The sequence below is a fragment of the Microbacterium sp. LWO14-1.2 genome (assembly GCF_038397715.1).
Classification (GTDB): domain Bacteria; phylum Actinomycetota; class Actinomycetes; order Actinomycetales; family Microbacteriaceae; genus Microbacterium.
In genome coordinates, this window is record NZ_CP151633.1 from 1,771,036 (window position 1) to 1,793,673 (window position 22,638).

Below are 22,638 nucleotides of genomic sequence, written 5' to 3' on the forward strand. Positions count from 1 at the left end.
CCAGGAGGACTACGGATGCCGGGGCAGCTGCGGCGGCATCCATCGCACCCCGAGGGATGCCGTGAGGGCGGCCTGCGCGGGCCCTGCCGCGAGGGAGATCGCGGGATCGGCGTATCGGACAGGCACCTGCGCGGTGCCCGTCGCCGCATAGTCGGTCTCCGCGCGGACCAGGTCGAGGAAGCGGTCGCCGAGCACGGCCCCCGGTCCGCCGATCACGATCTCGGCCGGATCCAGCAGCGCGCTGAGCAGCTTGATCGCCCTGGCCAGCGCGCGGGCCCCCTCGTCGAGGTCGCGCTGGTCGGCGCGGGCCACGAGCGCCCTGATCTCGTCGACGTCGAGCGCGTCCGAGAAGTCCTGCCCGAGCATGGGCCCGAGTGCGGCGGCGGATTCCAGGCATCCGGTCCGACCGCAGCGGCAGGCGCGGGCCGCCTCGCCGAACACCACCTGCACGTGCCCGATCTCGCCGGCACGATGGCGGGGGCCCGGAGCCAGCTCGCCGTCGAGCGTGACTGCGGCGCCGATGCCGCCGCCGACATGGATGAAGAGTCGATGACCCGAGCGCGGACCATCGGCTCCCGCCTCGGCGATGGCCTCGGCATCCACGTCGTTCACGAGGAGCACCGGTGCGCCGAGGACCGTCTCGAGGCGTTCGGCGAGCGGAACATCGCGCCAGTCCAGTTGCACGCTCTCGAGCACGGTGCGTCCGTCGGTGGTGCCCGGCAGCTGCACCGCGGCGATGAGGAGGCGGTCGCCGTAGTCGTCGGCGACCGAGGCGAGCGCAGTCGCCAGCATCCGCTCGCGCGTGCCGTCGGTGAAGTCCACGCGCCGCGCGTCGATCTCTCCTCCGGCGAGCGAGATCAGGGTGATCCTCGCATCGGTGGGTCGCAGGATCACCACGAGGATGAGGTGGTGGTCGGCGTCGATGTCGAGCGTCGTCGCACGTTTGCCGCCGGTGCTCGCGGCCTGCGCGCCCTCGACGATCAGGCGGTCGTCGAGGAGCTCGGCGACGAGCGACGACGCCGTGGCAGCCGTGAGCCCCGTGGCGCGCGAGATGCCGGCGCGTGTCTGGGTGCCGGGGGCGTCGAACACGAGCTGCAGCGCCCTGCGGACGTTCGCACGCCGTACCGCCGCTTGGGTGTCGAGTGCGTCATCGGCGTTGAGCATGGGGCGATTCCTGTGCGGGAGAACGGTTGACAGTTCGGGACCGTCTGCGTAACCTCTTACATAGTTTAGTCAATGAACTAAGTCGGGTTCCGGGCGAGTGAGTGCTGCACACACCGTCGCTCGCCCGGAAGACCCGTCACCGCCCTCCGGCGGCTTCCGTGTGATGGCGGATCACCTCGGCCACCACGAAGTTGAACCACTTCTCCGCGAACTCCGGATCGAGGTGCGCCTCCTCCGCGAGCGCCCGCAGCCGCGCGACCTGCTGCTCCTCACGCCCGGGATCGGATGCCGGCATCTCGTGCTCTGCCTTGAGTCGGCCGACCTGCTGTGTGGCACGGAAACGCTCCGCGAGCATGAAGATGAGAGCGGCATCGATGTTGTCGATGCTCGAGCGCAGTCGGAGGAGTTCAGCGCGGGGATCTTCGGCGGCGGTCATGCCCCTACTCTACGGAAACACGGGCCTGGACGACCCTGCGGGTGACCTCGGATGCCGAAGGCGCAGCCACCCCGGCCGCTATCGTGAGTACATGAGCGATGACGAGCGATCCCGGTCCGAGAGCGCGGAGGGCGCGGCATCCGAACGGACGGAGATGCCGCCGTCGTCCGCCGGGATCGAGAGCCCCGAGACGGAATCTGCGGCGACCGAGGATGCCGGAGCCGGAGACGTCACGGCGGCGACCGCTGCCCCCGCCGAGGTCGTCGAGCCGATGACGCCCAGTCGCTCGTTCTGGACACGCATCGACCGTCCGTTCGTGTTCGGCTTCCTTGTCACGCTCGGCGGCCTCGCGGCCGTGCTGCTCGGCCTCGCCCTGTCGAATCTCTCCACCGTGCTCATCTACATCGCCCTCGCACTCTTCGCAGCCCTGGGCCTCGACCCGTCGGTGCGGTTCCTCGAACGCCGCGGACTCTCGCGCGCACTGTCGGTGGTGGCGGTGATCCTGGCATTGATCGTCGTCGCGGGCCTGCTGCTGTGGATGGTCGTGCCGATCGTCGTCGACCAGATCGCGAGCTTCGTGCGCTCGGTGCCCGGCATGATCGCCGAGTTCACCCGGTCCGACATCTACGCGACCCTGGAGCGGCAGTTCGGCGACCAGTTCGAGGACCTCGTCGCCGACGTGCAGAAGTTCCTGACCGACCCGGGCAACATCGCTGTGATCGGGGGAGGAGCCCTGCAGGTCGGTGCGAGCATCGCCTCGGCCATCTCGGGCATCATCGTCGTGCTCGTGCTCACCCTGTACTTCGTCGCCACCCTGCCGACCATCAAGTCCGGCCTGCTGCGCCTGGTCCCGGCGCGCGACCGTGCGCGGGCGAGCGACATCACCGACCAGATCACCGACTCGGTGGGCGGCTACGTCATGGGAATGGTGATCCTCGCGTTCTGCAACGCGATCCTGGCGTTCCTGCTGTACCTGTTCCTCGGCCTGCCGTTCCCGCCGCTCATGGCCACGGTCGCGTTCTGCATCACCCTGATCCCGCTCGTCGGATCCGTGCTGTTCTGGATCATCGGAACCAGTCTCGCGCTGTTCACGAACCCCGTCGCCGCGCTCGTGTTCGCGATCATCTACCTCGTGTACATGCAGATCGAGGCCTACGTCATCACGCCCCGCGTCATGAACCGCGCGATCTCGATCCCCGGATCCCTCGTCGTGATCGGGGCGCTCGCAGGCGGCACGCTGCTCGGCCTGCTCGGAGCCCTCGTGGCGGTGCCGGTCGCGGCATCCATCCTCATCATCATCAAGCAGGTGTGGGTGCCGAGGCAGGACGCCCGCGTCTAGCCGCTCTGCCCGCGCTCGCCCGCCCGCCGAGACCCACCACGCGCGTCCAGACCCACCCTCAGCGACGTTGCGCAGGGTGGGTCTCGGCGGGGGTGGTGGGTCTCGGCGCGGGGGGGGGGGGGGGGTGAGCGCGGCGCACGCACGGGGACGCAGAAATGCCCGGGTCCTGAGACCCGGGCACTTCCGTCAGGCTCTGCGACTCAGATGAGGTCGTTGTCGGTGAGCCACTGCTTCGCGATGTCGGCCGACGACTTCTGGTCGACCGTGCTCTGCACGTTGAGGGCGACGAGCTCCTCACCGGTGAGCTTCGCGCTGATCGCGTTCAGGACATCCGACACCTCATCGGCGATGTCGCTCGAGACGATCGGCACGACGTTCGACGAGATGATGAGGTTCTCGGGGTCCTCCAGGGCCACGATGTCCTCGGTCTCGAACGCCGGGTCGGCCGTGTAGATGTCGGCCACCTGGATCGAACCGGCGAGCAGCGACTCGAGCGTGGTCTGGCCGGTGGCCGAGAACGTCAGGTCGACGCCGTAGACCTCCTTGGCGCGAGCCGGGCTGTACGGACGCTGCTCGAACTCGGGAGCGGCGCCGATCGTCACCTGCGACGACACGTTCTTCAGGTCGCCGATCGTCTTCAGGTCGTTCTCCTCGGCGAAGCTCTTCAGCACCGTGTAGGAGTCCTGGTCGGTGGCCTCGGCGAAGTCGAGCGCCGTGAGGCCGTCGGGCAGCGCGTCGCCGAGAGCGGTGTAGACGTCCTCGGGGCTCGTGACGGTGACCTCGTCGTCGGAAAGGTACTCGAGCAGGCTGCCCGTGTACTCGGGGAAGACGTTGATCGCGCCGGACTCGACGTCGGGCATGTACGCGTCGCGCTGACCGATGTTGAGCTTCTTCTCGACGTCGAAGCCCTTGGCCTCGAGCGCCTGAGCGTAGATCTCGGCGATGATCTCGTTGGAGTAGTACGCCTGCGAGCCGACGACGATGGTGTCGCCGCTGCCCGAGCTGTCGCCGGAGTCGCTGGGCTCGTCGAGCGGGTTGCTCGACGAGCAGGCCGACAGGGCGAGAGCCGCCGCGGCGACCAGGCCGACGGCGAAGACCGAGCGCTTGCCTCGTGCTGTGAACATGGGATTCCTCTTCTCTGGGTACTGCTGCTGTGTGACGAAGGGTTCGTGTGCGTCGAACCGCCGGATCAGGCGGTGGCGGGAGCGGATGCCGTCGCGGCGGAGTCGGCGCGGGCACGTCGCCGTGTCGGACGCCCGGCGCGGAGCCCGGCAGGGACCGCGGCGTGCTGCGCGGCGGCGAGGATCAGGTCGACGATGAGAGCGAGCACGGCGACGAGGAGAGCGCCCGCGAGCACCTGGTCGAACCGGCGCAGCGGGATGCCCTGGATGATGGGGTAGCCGAGACCGCCCAGGTTGACGTAGGCGGCGATCGTCACGGTGGCGATCACCTGGAGGAGCGCGGATCGGATGCCGCCGACCAGCAGAGGCAGCCCGAGAGGCACCTCGACCTTCCAGAACACCTGCCATCCCGTCATGCCCATCGACTTCGCGGCGTCGATCACCCGACGGTCGATGGCTTCGAGTCCCGTGTAGGCCCCGGCGAGGAGCGACGGGATCGCCAGCAGGACGAAGGTGATGACGGCGGCCTCGGGGATCCGCAGCACGCCGAGGAGCAGCACGAGGAGGATCAGGAGTCCGAAAGCGGGGATCGCGCGGGCCGCGCCGGACACCGCGACGGCGATCTCGCGCCCCTTGCCGGTGTGACCGATGAGCCACCCGATCGGCAGCGCGATGGCCGCGGCGATCAGGACGGAGATCGCGGTGAGCGCGAGGTGCTGGCCGAGCAGCTTCGGCAGCGCGTAATTGCCCGTCCACTGCTCGGGGGCGAACATCCAGGCGAAGGCTTCGAGGAAGAGGTTCATGCGGGAGCCCCCACGGCGATGGCGCGAGCGGCGGGCGTCTTCGTCGCGACGCGGGTCCACGGCATCAGGGCGCGTCCGAGCAGCAGCAGGATCAGGTCGATCACGAGCGCGATGATCACGACCGCGATGACCCCGGCGAACACCTCGGCGATGATGCGGCGCTCGAGACCGTTCGTGAAGAGGTACCCCAGGTTCGTGACACCGATGAGCGTGCCCACCGTGGCGAGCGAGATCGTGCTCACGGCAGTGACCCTCAGTCCGGCGAGGATCACGGGTCCGGCGAGCGGGAACTCGACGGCCCAGAAGCGGCGGAACGGCGCGAAGCCCGTGGCCGTCGCCGCCTGGCGCACGTCGTCGTCGACGGAATCGAGCCCGTCGGAGACCGCGCGCACGAGAATCGCGATGGCGTAGATCGTCAGCGCCACGACGAGGTTCGGCTCCTCCGTCGCCGAGTACCCGAGCGTCGCCGGCAGTAGGATCAGCAGCGCCAGGGAGGGGATCGTGTACAGCAGGCCCGTGAGCACGATGATCGGTCCGCGCACGAGACGGAATCGCCAGGCGACCCAGCCGAGCGGCAGCGACAGCACGAACCCGAGCACGATCGGGATGATGCTCTGGCGCAGGTGCACCAGAGTCAGATCGAGGATCAGCCCGAGGTTGTCGCCGACCCAGTTCACGGGTGACCGCCCTGCACCGCGTCGAGGGCGGCGGTGTCGGGCCCGGAGAGCGGACCGTCGGACGTCTCGGCATCCGCCACGATCGCACCCTGCGTGCGGCCCTCCGAGTCCACGACGACGGTGCCGTGCGGAGTCTGCTTGAGGTGCAGCGCGCGGCGGCCCCGGTCGGCGCCGATGAACGAGGCGACGAAGTCGTCGGCCGGGTTCTCGATGATCTCGCTCGGGCTGCCCACCTGCACGATGCGCGCACCCTTGTCGAGGATCACCACCTGGTCGCCGAGGAGGAAGGCCTCGTCGATGTCGTGAGTCACGAACACGACGGTCTTGTCGAGCTCGTGCTGCAGACGCAGTGTCTCCTGCTGCAGGTCGGCGCGGACGATCGGATCGACGGCGCCGAACGGCTCGTCCATGAGCAGGATGTTCGGGTCGGCCGCGAGCCCGCGGGCCACGCCGACACGCTGCTGCTGCCCGCCCGACAGCTGGCTCGGGTAGCGCTCGGCCAGCGCCTGGTCGAGGCCCACCGTGTCGAGCAGCTCGCGTGAGCGCTTGTGCGCGTCGGCCTTCTTCACGCCGTTGAGGCGGAGGACCGTGGCGACGTTGTCGATCACCGTGAAGTGCGGCATGAGGCCGGAGTTCTGCATCACGTAGCCGATGCTGCGGCGCAGAGCGACGGGATCGCCCGCCAGAACGCTCTCTCCGTCGATCTCGACCTCTCCCGAGGTCGGCTCCACCATGCGGTTGATCATGCGGAGCAGGGTGGTCTTGCCGCATCCGGACGACCCGACGAAGACGGTCGTCTTACGCGATGGCAGAACCAGGCTGAAGTCGTTCACGGCGACGGCGCCGCCGGGGAACTTCTTCGTGACGTTGCGGAATTCGATCATGGCTGTACTCCAGTCGGTCGATCGACGAGTCGGGCATCGGCGCCCCGGCGCCGGCACACGGCGGTCATGCTTCGATCTGCACGCGGGGATCGAAGGCCACGAAGCCGGAGAAGTCCTTGCCCACCCGGTCGAACGCCGACGGATACGGGGTCGGGTACGACCACGCGTAGTCCTCGTGCAGCTCGCCGCCGGCCTGCACGGAGAAGTACTGCGCTGCGCCCTTCCACGGGCATGTGTACGGCGTCGGGCTCTCGACGAGCGCGCCCTCGGTGATCGATGCGGGCGGGAAATACCAGTTGCCTTCGATGCGCGCGAGGTCACTCTCGTCTGCTTCGGCGATGACGGTTCCTGCGAGTACAGCCTTCATGGTTCTGCCTCCTGGGATGTGGGTATGAGCGTAACCGAGGTGTACGACATCCGCTCGGGGTTGCGCGAGGGGTCGTCAATGTGGGAAACAAAGTCCCTCGCCTGTTCGGCACGGGGATCGGAACGGATTGCTCCGCGCCGGCAGCGCGATCAGGCGGACTGCCTGCCGTACTCCTCGAGCAGGCGCAGCCAGATCTCGCTGATGGTCGGATACGCCGGAACGGCGTGCCAGAGGCGGGAGATCGGCACCTCGCCGACGACCGCCACGGTCGCCGCCTGCACGAGCTCGGCGACCTCGGGTCCGACGAACGTGGCGCCGAGCACGACGTCGCGCTCGGCGTCGATCACGAGGCGCGCGTGACCGTCGAAACCGTCCTCGTAGACGCTCGCTCCGGCGATCCCGCCGAGGTCGTAGTCGACCACGGCGACCTCGTGCCCGGCCTTGCGGGCCTCGGCCTCGGTGAGCCCGACCGACGCGACCTCGGGGTACGAGAACGTGACCTGAGGCGCAGCGGCGTGGTCGGCGGTCGCGACGTGACGACCCCAGGGCGCGTCGTCGACGGCATCCCCCTTCGCGCGCGCCGCGATCACGTCGCCCGCCGCCCGCGCCTGGTACTTGCCCTGGTGCGTCAGCAGCACGCGGCCGTTGACGTCGCCCACGGCGTACAGCCAGTCGGAGCCGGGCACGCGCAAGGTGTCGTCGACCTCGATGTACCGGCCGGGCTCGAGCCCGACGGTGTCGAGGCCAATGTCGCCGCTGCGCGGAGTGCGTCCGGTGGCGACGAGCACCTCGGCGGTCGTGACCGTCGAACCGTCGGAGAGGTCGATCACCACACCGTCGTCGGTGCGCGTGACGTTCGCGGTACCGGTGTCGGTGCGCACGTCGACGCCGAGCTCCGCGAGCCCCGCGGCCACCCGCTCACCCGCGAACGACTCGAACGCGCCGAGCAGGCCGCTGCGGGCGATGACGGTCACCTTCGTGCCCAGCGACGCGTAGACGGTCGCCATCTCGACGGCGACCACGCCCCCGCCGATCACCGCGAGCGAATCCGGCAGCTCCTCGGCGCTGGTCGCCTCCCGGCTCGTCCAGGGCTGGGCCTCGCGCAGACCAGGGACCGGTGGCACCGCAGCATCCGTCCCCGTGCTGATCGCGACCGCATGACGGGCTCGCAGCACGCGCGTGCCGCCCTCGGCATCCGTCACCGTGACCTCGCGCTCGCCCGTGAGCCGTCCGTGGCCGCGGGCCAGATCGATGCCCGCCGAGTCGAGCCACTTCACCTGTCCGTCGTCCGACCAGTTGCTCGTGAACGAATCGCGGCGGTCGAAGACCGCGCGCACGTCGAGCTCGCCCGTGACGGCCTCGGCCGCGCCGCCGACCTTCTTGGCCGCGCGCAGCGCCTGGGCCGGACGCAGCAGAGCCTTCGACGGCATGCACGCCCAGTAGGAGCACTCGCCCCCGACGAGCTCGCTCTCCACGATGATCGCGGTCAGACCGCCCTGCACGGCACGGTCGGCGACGTTCTCGCCCACCGGTCCGCCTCCCAGCACGATCAGGTCGTATTCGTCGGTGTTCTCGGCAGTCATGCGATGCCCCTCTCCGTGGCCAGTCTTGCTCAGAACCAACGCCGAGTCACGGGGTTTGTTCCGCGGCCGCCGATCCGGGCGGGTCGGCACGCGAAGTGGAGGGCGCCAGCGTCAGCGCACGGGCAGGAAGTGGGTCGGCGTCGGGACCTGCGCCTCATGACGGATGCCGAGGGGCGCGCCCGTGCGCTCGTCGAGGTCGAGCAGCGCGATCGTGTCGGAGCGCTGCCCCGCGACGAGCAGCTTGCCCTCGTGCACGAGGTGATGCCGCGGCCAGTCGACCCCCGCGTCGGCGAGAGCGACCGGCTCGAGGCTCTCGCCCGCTCCGCGCACCCGCAGGGCGGCGATCGTGTTGCTGCCGCGCAGCGCCGTGTACAGGAACTGCCCGTCGCGGGTGCGGGCGAGCTCGGCGGGGAAGTCGACGCCCACCTGCGCGATCGGGCTCGACAGCACCGACGACACGACGCTCCAGGTGCCGTCGGGACCCGCGGCGAGAGTGAAGACCTCGCAGGAGTACTCGGTCACGACGTGCAGGTGCCCGCTCGGGTGCACGACCATGTGCCGCGGACCGGTGCCCTGCGGCAGGGTGATCTCGTGGTCGAGCACGAGACCGCCGGCCGTGGCCCGCCAGATGCGTACGAGGTCGAAGCCGAGGTCGGTCGTGGCGATGCGTCCGTCGGCGAGGAACGCCGCGGCGTGGGCATGCGACACCCGGGGATCGCCGGTCGCCGTGAGCGCACCCGCATAGGGGTCGGATGCCGCGGCCGCGACGCCCGCCGGGGCCGCGGTCTCGGCGGGTTCGCCGAGCAGGGCGGCGCGGAGTTCGGCGGCCTTGTTCGCGGCATCCGGCACCAGGCTCCCGTCGGGAGCGATCCCGATGCGCACCACGCGACCGTCGCCGTAGCAGCTCGCCACGAGGTAGCCGCCCGAGGGCGACACCGCGACGTGGCAGACGTACTGACCGGACTCGACCGGCTCGCCGAGCGGCTGCAGCGTGGACTCGCCGGTTCGGCGGAACGCCTGCACCGCGGCATCCCCCTCCAGCGCCGCGTAGACGACGTCGAGGGTGGGATGCTGCGCGAGCCAGGACGGCGACGGGGTCTCGGTGACCGCGCCCCGGTACGAGAGCTTCGTCGGGGTCTGCTCGTCGCCGGCGAGAAGGCCGATGCCGTCGGCGGAGCCGCCCATCGCGGCACCGTAGCCGCCGAGCCAGAAACGGGTCATGCGCGGATCAGTCGAGCAGGTCGTGGCGGACGACGACCTGGTCGCGCTCCGGGCCCACGCCGATCACCGAGATGCGTGTGTTGCTCATGCCCTCCAGGGCGAGCACGTAGTCCTGGGCGTTCTTCGGCAGGTCGTCGAAGGTGCGCGCGGTGGAGATGTCCTCCGACCACCCGGGGAAGTACTCCAGGATCGGGGTCGCGTGGTGGAAGTCGGTCTGGTTGACCGGCACCTCGTCGAAGCGCTCGCCGTCGACGTCGTAGGCGACGCACACCGGAATCTCCTCGAGGCCGGTGAGGATGTCGAGCTTCGTGAGCACGAGATCGGTGATGCCATTGACGCGCGTCGCGTAACGGGTGATCGGGGCGTCGTACCAGCCCACACGGCGCGGGCGCCCGGTGGTGGTGCCGAACTCGAAGCCGCGCGAGCGCAGCCACTCGCCCTGCTCGTCGAACAGCTCGGTCGGGAACGGACCAGAGCCGACCCGGGTCGTGTAGGCCTTGACGATGCCGACGATGCGGTCGAGTGCGCCGGGGCCGACACCCGAACCCGATGCCGCGCCGGCCGCCGTCGCGGTCGACGAGGTGACGAACGGGTACGTGCCGTGGTCGATGTCGAGCATGGTGGCCTGGCCGCCCTCGAACACGACGACCTCGCCGCGGTCGAGCGCCTCGGCGATCAGGTAGCCGGTGTCGGCGACCATCGGGCGCAGGCGCTCGGCGTACGACAGCAGCTCCTCGACGATCTCGTCGACCGTGACCGCACGGCGGTTGAAGACCTTCACGAGCAGGTGGTTCTTCTGGTCGAGCGCGCCCTCGACCTTCTGACGCAGGATGTTCTCGTCGAACAGATCCTGCACGCGGATGCCCACGCGGTTGATCTTGTCGGCGTACGCCGGGCCGATACCGCGGCCGGTCGTGCCGATGTTGCGCTTGCCGAGGAAGCGCTCGGTGACCTTGTCGAGCGTGCGGTGGTAGGCGGTGATGATGTGCGCGTTCGCGCTCACCTTCAGCCGTGAGACGTCGATGCCGCGGGCGCCGAGCGCCTCGAGCTCGCTGAACAGCACCTCGAGATCGATGACGACGCCGTTGCCGATCACGGGCGTGACGCCCGGGGACAGGATGCCGGAGGGCAGCAGGTGCAGCGCGTACTTCTCGTTGCCGACGACGACGGTGTGCCCGGCGTTGTTGCCGCCGTTGAACTTCACCACCCAGTCGGTGCGCTCACCGAGCAGGTCGGTGGCCTTCCCCTTGCCCTCATCGCCCCACTGGACGCCGACGATCACGATTCCTGGCATGGGTGTCCCCCTTGCTGACGCCGGGTTCGCACCGGCTGATGAGCTGGCCCTCTTCGGGCGGTCCCATCCTACCGAAGCGTGGTTTCAGGGCTGTTTCGGGTGAGCCTGGCCACCACCCGGGCGCGGCCGAACAGCCGAAGTCGCTGCCTCGGGTTCGCCTCAGCTTCGCGGAAGGAATCTCTGAACGAATGCGTCGAGGACTCGACGCGCTTCGACACGCTCGTCTTCGTCGGGGACTACGTACTGGATGTGCTCGAGCTCGGCGATCAAGGCGCGAACCGCGTCGGCGACCCCTGAGCGATCGTTCTCGAACAGCCACTGCCGATTCGAGGCGAAGGACTGGATGTCCTCCAGACTCGTTGTCGCTCGCCCGTACGACTCGAAAATCTCTGACAGTTCCGCCAGCAGCGACGCGTTGTACGGTGACGGCGTCACCTGGTCGGCTCGTTCATCGGTCATGGCCGCTCCCCACCTCTCGTGCGTGCCCGCGTGAGCATCACCCCGTCTCGCCCACGGTAATGGGGGCGCGGCTTCGGTGACACCCGATCACCTGGCGGGAAACCGACGGATGCTGTCACTCGCCCGCATCGACCGATGTCGGTGGCCGGTGCCACGATCGGAGGATGCCGAAGACTGATCTCCCCAGCGACGCGACGCTCGCGACACCCCGCCGCCAGGGGCCGCTCGTGCTCGTGGCCGCGCTGGTCACGGTCGTGCTGTGGGCGTCGGCGTTCATCGGCATCCGCGGAGCGGGTCCGCACTTCGACCCCGGGGCGCTCGCGCTGCTGCGCATGGCCGTCGGCAGTCTCGTGCTGGCTGTCATCGCGGTGCGCCACGGCATCCGTCTTCCCGCGCGCAGGAACTGGTGGCTGATCGCCGTGTGGGGCGTGGGCTGGTTCTGCGTCTACAACCTCGCTCTCAACGCGGCCGAGCGCACGCTCGACGCGGGCACCGCGGCAATGGTGGTGAACCTCGCACCGCTCATGGTCGTCGTCTTCAGCGGACTCTTCCTGCGCGAGGGGTTTCCGAAGCCGCTGTTGATCGGCGCGCCGGTAGCGTTCCTCGGGGTCGTGTTGATCGGCATGAACTCGTCGACGTCCGCCGGACCTGACCTCACGGGGCTGCTGCTCGCCCTGCTCGCGGCGGTCATGTACGCGGGTTGCACACTGCTGCAGAAGCGCCTGCTGAACGCGGGATCGGATGCGACGACGCTGACGTTCCTCGGCGCTGTCGCCGGCACAGTCGCCCTCCTCCCCTGGACCGGCAGTCTCATCGATGCCGTGCAGACCGCTCCACTCGACTCGACGCTGTGGGTCGTGTACCTCGGCATCTTCCCGACGGCGATCGCCTTCACCACCTGGGCGTACGTCTTGCAGCGCAGCACCGCGGGGCAGACCTCGGCCACGACCTACGTCGTACCGGCCATCGCGATCCTGCTGTCGTGGGCGATCCTCGGCGAGGTCCCCACGCCGCTCATGTTCCTCGGCGGAGCACTGTGTCTGCTCGGTGTGCTCGTCACCCGCATGCGCTGGCGGCAGCGCGGGAGCTGAGCCACCTCTCTTCGCGCGGCGGATCGCCCTTCATCGGCCGGACGCGCCACGGTCGGCCGAACGACGCGCGTCCGGCCGACCGGAACGGCATCCGTCGCCCCCGTGCCAGCGCGGCCCGCCTGCTCAGGCCCGATTTCTCCGCATGTCGATAGTGTGTGCGCGGGAGGAAGTATGAAGACCTGGTGGCCCTACGTCCGATTGGCATCCGCAGCGCTCGGCCTCGCCGCCGTGATCGCCCAGCTGTCGCTCACCCTGCAGATCGCGATGAGCGATCCGACCCCGTGGGGAAGCCACCTGCCCACGATCTGGGCCAACTTCTTCAGCTTCTTCACGATCGACTCCAACGTGATCGCCGCGGTGACGTTCATCATCGCCGCGATCTGGGCCATCCGGCACCGGCGCGACGACGAGAAGGAGCCCTCGTGGCTCGCCATCCTGCTCGTGTGTGCCAGCACATACATGATCGTCACGGGCATCGTCTACAACACCCTGCTGCGCGGCATCGAACTGCCCCAGGGCGTCACGGTGCCCTGGTCGAACGAGGTGCTGCACGTCGTCTTCCCGCTGGTGCTCCTGCTCGACGTGCTCTTCGCCCCTCGGCGCAGGGCGCTGCCGTGGAGCACCGTCTTCATCTCGGCGATCTTCCCGCTCGTGTGGGCCGCGTACACGATGATCCGCGCCAACCTGGTCATCTCGCCGTCCACCGGCGAAGCGTGGTGGTACCCCTACCCCTTCCTCAACCCGCACAAGGTCCCGGGCGAGTACCTCGGCGTCGCCGGCTACATCGTCGGCATCGCGGTCGCCATCATCGGCGTCGCCTGCCTCGTCGTCTGGGTAGGACGCCGCCGCGCAGCATCCGTCACCTCCGCCTGATCCGACGGGCATGGGGAGAAGTCCCCATTCGAGGGCCGGAGGCGCACGAACGGATGCCGTTACGCTGGTCGCGGGGGAACGTCGACGCGTCCCCGAGGGAACGAGGAGACCTGTGAACGAGCCCTACGCACCTGGCAGCCCCGCGGGTTCCACCCCGCCGCCTCCGCCCGCCCCGTCGGCCTCGGCGGCCCCGCCCGCACCTCCGGCTCCGCCCGCGGCCCCGGCCACGCGCGCCGAGGCGAGCGCTGCTCAGCCCGCTCCTCCCGCTTCGCCCTCGGCGTCGAAGCGATCCGAAGCGCCGACCGACGCCGAGCTGCGCCGCGCGAGCGCCGTGCTGAAAACCGTGTCCGACGCGTACTCGGCGAAGATGGTCGGCCAGGAGCGCCTGCGTACGAGTCTGCTCATCTCGCTCATCGCCGGAGGGCACATCCTGCTCGAGAGCGTGCCGGGTCTCGCGAAGACCACTGCCGCGAGCACCCTGGCCGACACCGTGAAGGCGCAGTTCAAGCGCATCCAGTGCACGCCCGACCTGCTACCCAGCGACATCACCGGCAACCAGATCTACGACGCCGCGACCGGCTCGTTCCGCACCGTGCTCGGTCCGGTGCACGCGAACTTCGTGCTGCTCGACGAGATCAACCGTTCGAGCGCGAAGACCCAGAGCGCGATGCTCGAGGCGATGCAGGAGCACCAGACGACGATCGGCGGCGAGATCCACCCGCTGCCGAAGCCGTTCCTCGTCATCGCGACGCAGAACCCCATCGAGCAGGAGGGCACCTACGAGCTGCCCGAGGCGCAGATGGACCGCTTCCTGCTCAAGGAGATCGTCGAGTACCCGAGCCCGGCCGACGAGTTCGAGATCCTCGGACGCATCGACTCCGGCGTGCTCGATCCAGAGCGCCACGTGGAGAGCGCGATCACCCTCGACGACGTGCACATGCTGCAGGACGTCGCCTCGCGCATCTACGTCGACCCGGCGATCCGCAACTACATCGTGTCGATCGCCTACGTCACGCGGAACCCCGCGCCGTACATCGGCGAAGAGCGCGCCCGCTACATCAAGTACGGAGCCAGCCCCCGCGCGAGCATCGCGTTCCTGCAGGCGGCGCGCGCGCTGGCCCTGATCAACGGTCGCGGTCACGTGCTGCCGGAGGACATCCGCTCGCTGCGTCACCTCGTGCTGCGCCACCGTGTGCTGCTGACGTTCGAGGCCGACGCCGAGGGCATCCGCAGCGAGGAGATCATCGACCAGATCTTCGGCGCCGTCCCCACTCCCTGACGCCCCCATGCCCAGCCTGATCACGCAGGTGAAGAGCAAGCTCTTCATCCACTCGTCGCGCAAGTCGCTGCACGCGCTCGACGGCGCGTACGCGTCGCTGCTGCACGGGCGCAGCCTCGACTTCGAAGACCTGCGCAAGTACGAGTACGGCGATCAGGTGCGCGACATCGACTGGCGCGCGACGGCCCGGCTGGGCACCCCGCTCGTGAAGCGCCACCGCGCGCAGCGCATGCACACGGTGATGTTCGTGGTCGACACCGGACGGTCGATGGCGGCGCTCGCCCGCGACGAGCGCTCGAAGAAGGACCTGGCGATCCTCGCGACGGGTGTGCTCGGCATCCTCGCACTGCGCCACGGCGACGACTTCACCCTCGTCTCCGGCGACGCCGACGGCGTGCGCCGACGGGCGCCGGGACGCAGCGAGGGCGCTCTCGAGCACGCGCTGCGCACGGTCGATCGCGCGATCGACGACAGCACGGCTCCCAGCGATCGCGACGCCCTCCTGTCGTACGTCACGCGCACGATCTCGCGGCGCATGATCGTCGTCGTCATCACCGACGAGGCGCCGGTCACCACCGAGACGGAGCGGATGCTGCGCCGGCTGCGGGTGCAGCACGACGTCCTGTGGCTGACCCTGCGCGACGCCGAACCGGTGCTCGACCACACCACGGGAACCGTCCGCAGCGACGTCGACAGCATGTGGGAGGTGCCCGACTTCGTGCAGGGCGACCTCGACATCGTGCGCGAGCTCACCGCGCAGACCGAGGCGGATGCTGTGCGGCTCGCCGAGATCCTCAAGCGCATGGAGATCAGTCACGGAGTGCTCGCCGATCAGGACGACGCCGTCTCGCAGCTGCTGCAGCTGCTGAATCGGAGGTCGCATGCCCGGCTCTGACGAGCTCTACCCTCCCGCGCAGTACGGCTGGGGATGGATGCTGCTCGCGATCGGCATCCTGCTGCTGCTCATCGCCGGCGCCTGGCTGGTGATCGTCCTGACGCGTCCGCGGCGCGACCTGACGCTCGTCCGTGACGGGCAGGGCGCCACACTGCAGACGGTCGACGTGCTGTCGCAGCTGCGGGTCGAGTACCTGGACGCGATCCAGCACATCGAGGACGACTACCGGGCGCGCACCCTCTCCGCACGCAACGCGAACTTCGAGCTCAGCCGGGTCGTCCGCACCTTCGTGAACGAGTACAGCGGACTGGAGGCGCCGGTGCTCGCGCTCGACGACCTCGTGGCGCGCGGCGTGCACCCGGCCCTCATCGACGCGATGGGCCGCCACTACTACCCCAGCATCTTCCGCCAGGGTCCCGCGATCGATCCGCTCGCGGGTGCCGAGGCCGCCAGGACGGTGGTGCGCACATGGCACTAGCCAACGGGTGGGTGATCCTCGCCGTCGTGGGCGCCGCGATCGTCGCGATCCTGATCGGGGTTCTCCTCGGTCTGCGCGCGGGTGCGAAGACCGACGCGCACGAGCGCGCGAGGGTCGCGCGCGCCGAGCGCCTGCGTGCCCTGCCGACGTTCCGTCAGGCGTTGAACCGACGCGTGCTGGCGCTCTCCGGCATCCTGCTGCTGGGGGTCATCGCCGTCGTCTCTGCGGGTGTCGTCGCCGCGCGGCCGATGTCGTCCCAGACGATCCAACCCGTGAACACGAGCCGCGACATCATGCTGTGCCTCGACGTGTCTGGGTCGATGAGCGAGGTCGATGTCGAGGTGCTCAGCGTCTTCGAGGAGCTGCTCGAGGACTTCGAAGGCGAGCGCATCGGGCTCACGATCTTCAACAGCTCCCCGGTGCAGATCTTCCCCCTCACCGACGACTACCCGTTCATCCGCGAGCATCTGCAGAGCATCCGCGAGAGCTTCGACTACCTCGACGAGGTGCCGGAGCACTGGGTGGGCACGCTCAACGGCAACGGCGCCTCGCTCATCGGCGACGGCCTCGCCGCCTGTGCGATGGCCTTCGACCACCCTGATGACGAACGGTCCCGGTCGATCATCTTCGCCACCGACAACGAGATCAACGGCGCCTCGATCGTCACTCTCGACGAGGCGTCCGCGTATGCGAAGTCCGTGGGCGTGCGGGTGTTCGCGCTCAACCCGGTGGAGGGGAAGGATGCCGACGTGAGCGCCGAGCTCACCCGCGCCGCCGAGGCGACCGGCGGACAGGCCTACGGCCTGCGCGACACCACCACCGTGTCGGACATCGTGGCGCAGGTGCAGGAGCAGGAGGCAACCGAGCTGAAGGGTCAGGCTCAGGTCGTCTGGACCGACACCCCGAACCTCTGGATCGTGGTGCTGCTCGTCTCGATGCTGTCGTTCATCGTCGTGCTCTGGAGGGTGAAGCTGTGATCCTCCAGCCCGTCCTCAACGTCTTCCTCCTCCTGTTGCTGTTCGCTCCGGTGGCGGCGATCGGGGTGCTCGCCCTCGTCAAGGCCCCCGGCCGCGACCGCGGGCTGTGGGTCATGCGCCTCGTCATGCTCGTGGCCCTCTTCACAATGCTGCTGCGCCCAGGGATCCCCGGAGGGGCGACACAGACCCTCGCGACCGACACCGACATCGTGCTCGTCGTCGACACGACCGCGAGCATCGTCGCCGAGGACTGGGGCGACGGCCAGCCCCGACTCGACGGGGTGCGCGCCGATGTGCAGTCGATCGTCGACGAGTACCCCGGAGCCCGGTTCGCGCTCATCACTTTCGACGCCTCGGCCGACCTGCGCCTGCCGCTGACCACGGATACCACCGCGCTGATCTCGTCGCTCGACGTGCTGCGCCCCGAGGTGACGAGCCAGTCGCGCGGCAGCTCTATCGGCATCGCGAACCAGCTGCTGGCCGACACGCTCGCGAACGCCGCCGAATCGCAGCCCGACCGCTCGCGCATGGTCTTCTATTTCGGCGACGGCGAGCAGACTGCGACCTCGACGCCCGAGCCTTTCGACGCCAGCGCGCAGTACACGGACGCCGGGGCCGTGCTCGGCTACGGCACCGCCGAGGGCGGGCCCATGCGCCTCACCACCGGCGGCGTCGACGGGGCGAGCGGCGAGTACATCCAGTACGAAGGCGCGAACGCCCTGTCGACCATCGACGAGCAGAACCTCCAGACGATCGCCGGCCAGCTGGGCATCCCGTACCAGCATCGGACGGAGGATGCCGGGATCGCCCTGCCCGAGGCGCCGTCGACCACGACGAACTACGCCGAGTCGGGCGAGGTCGGCAACGTGATCGAGCTGTACTGGATCGCCGCTCTCGTCATCGCCGCCCTGCTCGCCGTCGAGCTCGCCCGGGCCAGCATGCTCGTCGCCCGCCTCCGCCACCTCCGCGCCCCGAGCGCCGGGTCGTTGAGCGAGCGAAGTCCCCGCGGGTCGTCGAGCGAGCGGAGCGAGACGACACGCACCGACGGAGGTGACGCATGACCGCCGTGACCGCACCTGACGACGTCCGTGCCGACGCGGCATCCGCTCTTCTCGCGTCGAACCGGCGTCGCCGCCGCATCCGCAGGTGGATCGCGATCTGCTCGCTGCCGCTGACGCTCGTGGCACTGCTCTTCGTCGGCAAGCTGTTGAGCATGTACGCGTTCGCGCACCAGTCGATCAGCGCGTACGTGGCCGACGACTACGCCGGCTCGGAGGCGTCGGCTCACGGCCAGGAGTTCCTGAACTGGTTCGAGCCGTACAAGGCGCCCTTCAACGTGGGAACGGCGCTGGCCGGTGCCGAGCAGCTGCCCGAGGCGCGCGCGAAGCTCGAGGAGGCACTCGACCTCGCGACCGGACTCGAGGTGTGCGGTGTGCGCATCAACCTCGCGATCGTGATCGAGCGGATGGGCGATGCCGCCCGCGCCGACGGCGACGGGCCGGGCGCCGCGCAGCTGTACGCCGAGGCACTGACGGTCACGACCGAGATGCCCGCCGAATGCGACAGCGAGGAGGCGCAGCAGCAGTCGTCCGACCCGAACCGCGACATGCAGCAGAGCAAGGACGACCTCGAGGACCGGCTCAAGCAGAAGCAGCAGGAACAGCAGCCCGAGGAGCAGGAGCAGCCGCAGGAGGAGGAGCCGCAGCCCTCCGAGGACAAGCTCGAGGAGCTCAAGGACAAGCTCGAACAGGGCACTCAGGAGCGGGATCAGCAGCAGGGCGACGACGGCGGCGGCTCGGGGACGGACAAGCCATGGTGATGGACCACGAGAAGCAGCGCGCCCGCTACGTCGCCGGCACCGAGGGTGCGCCGCCCGTGCCCCCACCCGGCGGCTACCGCAACGCGCGGCGTCCCTCGTCGTCGACCGTCGTGCAGCAGCCGGCCGTCCCCGGTGCTTTCGCCACGGCGACCGCCGAGCCGGAGGCGAAGAAGCCCGCGAACGCCCTCGGCTGGATCGCGCTGATCACCGGCTTCCTGTTCGCGGTGATCCTGCTCGTCACGCTCGCGGCCGGCGGCACGGACGTGCTCTACGGAGTCACGATGCTCGCCCTGCAGCTCGTCGTCGTCGCGGTCATCGTCGGCGCCCTGTTCACCGGCCGGGGCCGCACGCTCGGAGCTGTCGCCCTTGCGATCACGCTCGTCGTCAACGTCGCCACCGTCGGCGGGCTCGGAGCGCTGCAGACCTCGGCGTCGGGCAGCTACGACGGCATGAAGTCCGACGAGCAGAAGCACGAGGAGGCCTACCCGGGCATCAAGGGCACCGACTCGCAGGACGTACTGGCGCAGCAGTCGTTGGAACAGGTGCAGGCTGAGGCGGAGACCCTGTTCGCCGACATCCGCTCGCGGCTCACGGCCGAGTACGGGTTCGAATGGGTGCAGGTCGGCGACGAGGACTTCCGCCCCGAGCGCAACGGCTACGGCGGCGAATCGATGCTCGTCGAGTACACGTCGGCGAGCTGGGCGACGACACAGCCCGTGCAGGACTATTCGCTCAAGCTCGATGTGATGTCGACGATCGACGACGTCATCGCCGAGCACGGCATGTCGTACCTGTACTCGTTCAACGGGGAGTCGTCAGGCCTCGACCCCACGATGATCGCGAAGCTGTACGGCAGCGACGATCCGCGCGAACAGCACACGTGGGAGTACTACGCCGAGAACTACCCCGACCCGATCCGGTTCTACGCGAACATCTACGACCTCTCCAACGACCCGACCGGCGACTTCCGCACGGCGCGGGAGGCGCAGAACGCCCGCACCGGCGAACCGCTCGAAGGACTCCAGCTGACCGTGCTCGCGAGCGCGCTGCTCAGCGACGCCGACCGCGCCGAGTTCGAGAAGAAGCTGCAGGAGTACCCCGGCTTCGAGTGACCCCGCGACGCCGGTGAGTCGGCCTCAGAGCAGGAGAAGTCCTTCCCAGATCGGGCAGTCGTCGATCAGCGAACGCACCCGACTGTTCTCGTCCAGCCACCCGCGAAGGTCCTTGCTCACGTATCCAGCGAGCTCCAGGACAGTGCCGTGCGCTTCCCTCAGCGAGAGTCGCAGTGGCGCACCGTCGGAGTTGCGCTCGCCGACGACGGGCACACCCCACACGATGTGCTCATGGTGGGCGATGCGATTACGAAGGAACCTCACGTGCCGCGCCGCCGTCTCGACTCGAGCCCGCTCGAGGTCGCCGACTTCGGGGAACGCTTTCCGCAGAGCCGGCTTCCAGAGCTGGGTGTCGTAGATCCGTCGTGCGCGCGAGCTTCCTTCACCCTGGTACCCGCCCCTGCCCAGAATCCTCACCCAGAATCCGAACATCAGGGTGGCGACGAGTTTCCCGTGCACCACATCGGGTGCTGCGTCGAGCGTGGCGAGGTGTCCGTTCGCCCACGCTTCGGCGATGAGCTCGAGGGTGTCCTCGTCCAGCAGGTCTGTGCGCTTGTACCAGTCGATCCCGTAGCGGACCGCGAGCTCCCGGGCCATCGCGGACCGCATCGCGACCTCGAGGTTGCCGAGATCGTCGAAGACTGCCAGGGCGACCGAGTTCGCCCACCGATAGAGCTCCATGCCGTCTACATCGGAATGCTGGCATGCCGCGTCGTATCGAGCGATTCGCGCTGCAGGGATCGATGCGCGCAAACGGTTCATGGCTGGTTTCTCTTGCCTGGCGACGGGTCGCAGGATTACTGTAGAGCACAGCCCCCGACGCAGCGCACGCGAGTGTGACGGTCGGGGTTTCTTCGTCTTCGCGCCGAGCTTGCGAACCCCGCGACGCCGACGGTCAGTCGGCGAGTGTGTGCAGCATCCGCGCCAGCGCGTACCGCGTATGGCCGCGCCGGGTGCGGGGGTCGTATCCGAGGACATCGATCAACGACGCGAGTCTTTCCTGGATGCTGGAGTGGTGCCGCCCGAGCCGGGCGGCGGCGCCCCGGACGCTGCGCTCCTCGGCGAGCGCGTCGAGGAGTTCGAGGGTGCGCGCGTCGAGGCCCTGCAGCGCCGCCGCATCCGGGTGAAGGGCAACCGCGTCGGCGGCGTGAGCGACGATCAACGCGGCACCCAGGTCGGCCGCGTGCACTGCGGGCTCCGCGTCGGAGGAGAGCCGCACGGCGATGAGCGCCGCCGCCCATGATTCGGGGAGATCGACGCCCGACACCGCCGTCCCCACACCGAGGCGCGGGGCGGAATCCTCCGGCCACGCCGCCAGCGGATCCGACGCCGCGTCGAGAAGCGTCGCACGCGTGAGACCGTGCCGGGTCGCGACCACGGACGACGGATGCCGAGCGAGCGGCGCGGGATCGGGCGGCGACGCCACGACCCGCAGCGCGGCATCCGTCATCCGGAGTCGCAGCAGTGCGGCCGCCCTCTCATCGACACTCGCATACGAGCTGATCGCGAGTTCGACGGCGCTCTCGGCGCCGACCGACCGGCGAGCGCGGACGATGCCCAGCGCGAGGGCGAGCCGTTCGAGGATCATCGCGTCGTTGGTGTGGGGGGCGCCGTCGCGCTCGATCCAGGCGACAGCATCCTGTCCGCTCTCCCGGCGCATCCACGACTCGTCGGGATCCCGCGGATCGATGCGCTCGCCGCCCGCGGCGACGCGCACGATCTGCGCACCGTCGCGCAGTCCGACCGTCGCGCCGCTCAGCACGGCCGCCCCGCGGAGCATGCTCTCGACGCCGACCGACCGGGCGACCAGCGCGTCGAAGTACGCCACGACCTTGAGGCTCTCGCTCGCGTCGGGGTCGAGGGCGGTCAGCCGCCCCAGCAGATCTTGCATATCGGCTCCATCGCCCGGGGTTCCAGATTAGGACCTCGGCCATCGAGGTCATGTACGGCAGATTGCCGTACACTGATTCGATGACTGCTCCGCTGAAGGACGCTCGCATCGAGCTCCGTGTGACCTCCGCCCAGAAGGAGACCATCGAGCGCGCCGCCGCCCTCTCGGGTCGCACGGTCTCGGCGTTCTCGTCCGAGGTCCTTGCCGCGCGCGCCGAGCAGGTGATCCAGGAGGATCGTCAGCTCCGGGTCGATGCGGAGGCTTTCGACGCTTTCCAGCAGGTCATGGATCAGCCCTCGCGGTCCCTCGAGGGCCTGCGCGACCTGATGACGCGCAAGCCGGTGTTCTCCGACCTTGGTTGAGTTCCTGAGCCCTCGTCCGCTCGCTGTCGGAGACAGGCTGTCCGAGTTCCGATCGGGCGAGGATTCGCTCGACAGCTGGCTACGCGGTCGGGCACGCAACAACGAGAAGGCGGGCGCGTCGCGCACCCTCGTCTCCCTCACCCGACACGAGGGGCGCGTCGCCGGTTACTAATGCCTGTCCTCCAGCACCCTGGTGCGCGACGACGGACCGCCGGAACTCGCGGCCGGGATGCCGGCCACGATTCCCGTCGTGCTCCTGGGGCGGCTCGCCGTCGATCGTGAGTTCCACGGCCTGGGGCTGGGGCACTCCCTGCTGCAGCACGCGACGAACCGGGCCCTGGAGGCGGCTGACGTGATCGGCATCCGCGCGATGCTCGTGCACGCGCTCTCCGAAGACATCGTCCCGTTCTACGAGCGGTTCGGCTTCACCCGTTTCCCCGGTCAGAGTCACACCCTCTACCTGCTCACGAAGGATGCGCGAGAGACTCTGAGCGGCCTCTGACCCGCACCGAT

Annotated in this window: 25 protein-coding genes; 13 read left to right on the forward strand and 12 right to left on the reverse strand. The window is 69.3% G+C overall.

Annotation, left to right across the window (positions count from 1 at the left end; genetic code table 11):
* Positions 1–9: 9 nt before the first annotated feature.
* Together MRBLWO14_RS08540 and MRBLWO14_RS08545 are read right to left on the reverse strand one after the other, a co-directional pair.
* Positions 10–1,164: an ROK family protein gene (locus MRBLWO14_RS08540; protein ID WP_341936027.1), complete on the reverse strand. Its 1,155-nt coding sequence runs from the start codon at positions 1,162–1,164 to the stop codon at positions 10–12.
* Between the two features lie 136 nt (positions 1,165–1,300).
* Positions 1,301–1,600 (reverse strand): chorismate mutase, encoded by a 300-nt coding sequence (locus MRBLWO14_RS08545; protein WP_341936028.1) that lies wholly within the window; start codon positions 1,598–1,600, stop codon positions 1,301–1,303.
* Positions 1,601–1,691: 91 nt separating this feature from the next.
* Here MRBLWO14_RS08545 and MRBLWO14_RS08550 point away from each other — a divergent pair, with 91 nt between their 5' ends.
* Positions 1,692–2,939 carry an AI-2E family transporter gene (locus tag MRBLWO14_RS08550; protein WP_341936029.1) on the forward strand — a complete coding sequence of 416 codons (1,248 nt, stop codon included), beginning with the start codon at positions 1,692–1,694 and terminating at the stop codon, positions 2,937–2,939.
* 200 nt (positions 2,940–3,139) lie between these two features.
* Here MRBLWO14_RS08550 and MRBLWO14_RS08555 read toward each other — a convergent pair whose 3' ends face one another.
* The 8 genes from MRBLWO14_RS08555 to MRBLWO14_RS08590 form a co-directional block, all read right to left on the reverse strand.
* Complete coding sequence (locus MRBLWO14_RS08555) at positions 3,140–4,063, reverse strand: ABC transporter substrate-binding protein (RefSeq protein ID WP_341936030.1); 924 nt, start codon at positions 4,061–4,063, stop codon at positions 3,140–3,142.
* A gap of 65 nt (positions 4,064–4,128) precedes the next feature.
* Positions 4,129–4,863, reverse strand: a complete 735-nt coding sequence (locus tag MRBLWO14_RS08560) for an ABC transporter permease (RefSeq protein ID WP_341936031.1) — start codon at positions 4,861–4,863, stop codon at positions 4,129–4,131.
* Positions 4,860–5,540 carry an ABC transporter permease subunit gene (locus tag MRBLWO14_RS08565; RefSeq protein ID WP_341936032.1) on the reverse strand — a complete coding sequence of 227 codons (681 nt, stop codon included), beginning with the start codon at positions 5,538–5,540 and terminating at the stop codon, positions 4,860–4,862. Before MRBLWO14_RS08565 ends, MRBLWO14_RS08560 begins: the two co-directional genes overlap by 4 nt.
* Positions 5,537–6,424, reverse strand: coding sequence for an ATP-binding cassette domain-containing protein (locus MRBLWO14_RS08570; RefSeq protein WP_341936033.1), 888 nt, complete (start codon positions 6,422–6,424; stop codon positions 5,537–5,539). The genes MRBLWO14_RS08565 and MRBLWO14_RS08570 overlap by 4 nt, the downstream gene beginning before the upstream one ends.
* Positions 6,425–6,488: 64 nt before the next feature.
* Complete coding sequence (locus MRBLWO14_RS08575) at positions 6,489–6,791, reverse strand: DUF427 domain-containing protein (protein ID WP_341936034.1); 303 nt, start codon at positions 6,789–6,791, stop codon at positions 6,489–6,491.
* A 149-nt stretch (positions 6,792–6,940) separates the two neighbouring features.
* Positions 6,941–8,374, reverse strand: a complete 1,434-nt coding sequence (locus tag MRBLWO14_RS08580) for an NAD(P)/FAD-dependent oxidoreductase (RefSeq protein WP_341936035.1) — start codon at positions 8,372–8,374, stop codon at positions 6,941–6,943.
* Positions 8,375–8,485: 111 nt separating this feature from the next.
* Positions 8,486–9,595 (reverse strand): beta-propeller fold lactonase family protein, encoded by a 1,110-nt coding sequence (locus tag MRBLWO14_RS08585; RefSeq protein ID WP_341936036.1) that lies wholly within the window; start codon positions 9,593–9,595, stop codon positions 8,486–8,488.
* A gap of 7 nt (positions 9,596–9,602) precedes the next feature.
* Positions 9,603–10,889, reverse strand: coding sequence for an adenylosuccinate synthase (locus MRBLWO14_RS08590; RefSeq protein ID WP_341936037.1), 1,287 nt, complete (start codon positions 10,887–10,889; stop codon positions 9,603–9,605).
* Positions 10,890–10,988: 99 nt separating this feature from the next.
* Here MRBLWO14_RS08590 and MRBLWO14_RS08595 point away from each other — a divergent pair, with 99 nt between their 5' ends.
* The 10 genes from MRBLWO14_RS08595 (at position 10,989) to MRBLWO14_RS08640 (ending at position 19,872) form a co-directional block, all read left to right on the forward strand.
* A complete protein-coding gene (locus MRBLWO14_RS08595; RefSeq protein WP_341936038.1) occupies positions 10,989–11,186 on the forward strand; it encodes a hypothetical protein in 198 nt (65 codons plus the stop codon).
* 326 nt (positions 11,187–11,512) lie between these two features.
* The gene (locus tag MRBLWO14_RS08600; RefSeq protein WP_341936039.1) at positions 11,513–12,439 is read left to right on the forward strand and encodes a DMT family transporter; all 927 of its coding nucleotides are present in this window, start codon (positions 11,513–11,515) and stop codon (positions 12,437–12,439) included.
* 171 nt (positions 12,440–12,610) lie between these two features.
* Positions 12,611–13,312, forward strand: coding sequence for a Pr6Pr family membrane protein (locus MRBLWO14_RS08605; RefSeq protein WP_341936040.1), 702 nt, complete (start codon positions 12,611–12,613; stop codon positions 13,310–13,312).
* 313 nt (positions 13,313–13,625) lie between these two features.
* The gene (locus MRBLWO14_RS08610; protein ID WP_341936182.1) at positions 13,626–14,591 is read left to right on the forward strand and encodes an AAA family ATPase; all 966 of its coding nucleotides are present in this window, start codon (positions 13,626–13,628) and stop codon (positions 14,589–14,591) included.
* Positions 14,592–14,598: 7 nt separating this feature from the next.
* Positions 14,599–15,486 (forward strand): DUF58 domain-containing protein, encoded by an 888-nt coding sequence (locus MRBLWO14_RS08615; RefSeq protein ID WP_341936041.1) that lies wholly within the window; start codon positions 14,599–14,601, stop codon positions 15,484–15,486.
* On the forward strand, positions 15,473–15,964 hold the full coding sequence (locus MRBLWO14_RS08620) for a hypothetical protein (protein ID WP_341936042.1): 492 nt from the start codon (positions 15,473–15,475) through the stop codon (positions 15,962–15,964). Before MRBLWO14_RS08615 ends, MRBLWO14_RS08620 begins: the two co-directional genes overlap by 14 nt.
* Positions 15,955–16,941: a VWA domain-containing protein gene (locus MRBLWO14_RS08625; RefSeq protein WP_341936043.1), complete on the forward strand. Its 987-nt coding sequence runs from the start codon at positions 15,955–15,957 to the stop codon at positions 16,939–16,941. Before MRBLWO14_RS08620 ends, MRBLWO14_RS08625 begins: the two co-directional genes overlap by 10 nt.
* Positions 16,938–18,002 (forward strand): VWA domain-containing protein, encoded by a 1,065-nt coding sequence (locus tag MRBLWO14_RS08630; protein WP_341936044.1) that lies wholly within the window; start codon positions 16,938–16,940, stop codon positions 18,000–18,002. Before MRBLWO14_RS08625 ends, MRBLWO14_RS08630 begins: the two co-directional genes overlap by 4 nt.
* The gene (locus MRBLWO14_RS08635; protein WP_341936045.1) at positions 17,999–18,760 is read left to right on the forward strand and encodes a hypothetical protein; all 762 of its coding nucleotides are present in this window, start codon (positions 17,999–18,001) and stop codon (positions 18,758–18,760) included. The genes MRBLWO14_RS08630 and MRBLWO14_RS08635 overlap by 4 nt, the downstream gene beginning before the upstream one ends.
* On the forward strand, positions 18,754–19,872 hold the full coding sequence (locus MRBLWO14_RS08640; protein ID WP_341936046.1) for a hypothetical protein: 1,119 nt from the start codon (positions 18,754–18,756) through the stop codon (positions 19,870–19,872). Before MRBLWO14_RS08635 ends, MRBLWO14_RS08640 begins: the two co-directional genes overlap by 7 nt.
* A 24-nt stretch (positions 19,873–19,896) precedes the next feature.
* Here the strand turns inward: MRBLWO14_RS08640 and MRBLWO14_RS08645 are convergent, their stop codons facing one another.
* Complete coding sequence (locus tag MRBLWO14_RS08645; RefSeq protein WP_341936047.1) at positions 19,897–20,553, reverse strand: hypothetical protein; 657 nt, start codon at positions 20,551–20,553, stop codon at positions 19,897–19,899.
* Between the two features lie 214 nt (positions 20,554–20,767).
* On the reverse strand, positions 20,768–21,763 hold the full coding sequence (locus MRBLWO14_RS08650) for a hypothetical protein (RefSeq protein WP_341936048.1): 996 nt from the start codon (positions 21,761–21,763) through the stop codon (positions 20,768–20,770).
* 80 nt (positions 21,764–21,843) lie between these two features.
* Here MRBLWO14_RS08650 and MRBLWO14_RS08655 point away from each other — a divergent pair, with 80 nt between their 5' ends.
* The gene (locus tag MRBLWO14_RS08655) at positions 21,844–22,125 is read left to right on the forward strand and encodes a DUF1778 domain-containing protein (RefSeq protein WP_341936049.1); all 282 of its coding nucleotides are present in this window, start codon (positions 21,844–21,846) and stop codon (positions 22,123–22,125) included.
* 193 nt (positions 22,126–22,318) lie between these two features.
* Complete coding sequence (locus tag MRBLWO14_RS08660) at positions 22,319–22,627, forward strand: GNAT family N-acetyltransferase (protein WP_341936050.1); 309 nt, start codon at positions 22,319–22,321, stop codon at positions 22,625–22,627.
* The last annotated feature ends 11 nt before the right edge of the window (positions 22,628–22,638 follow it).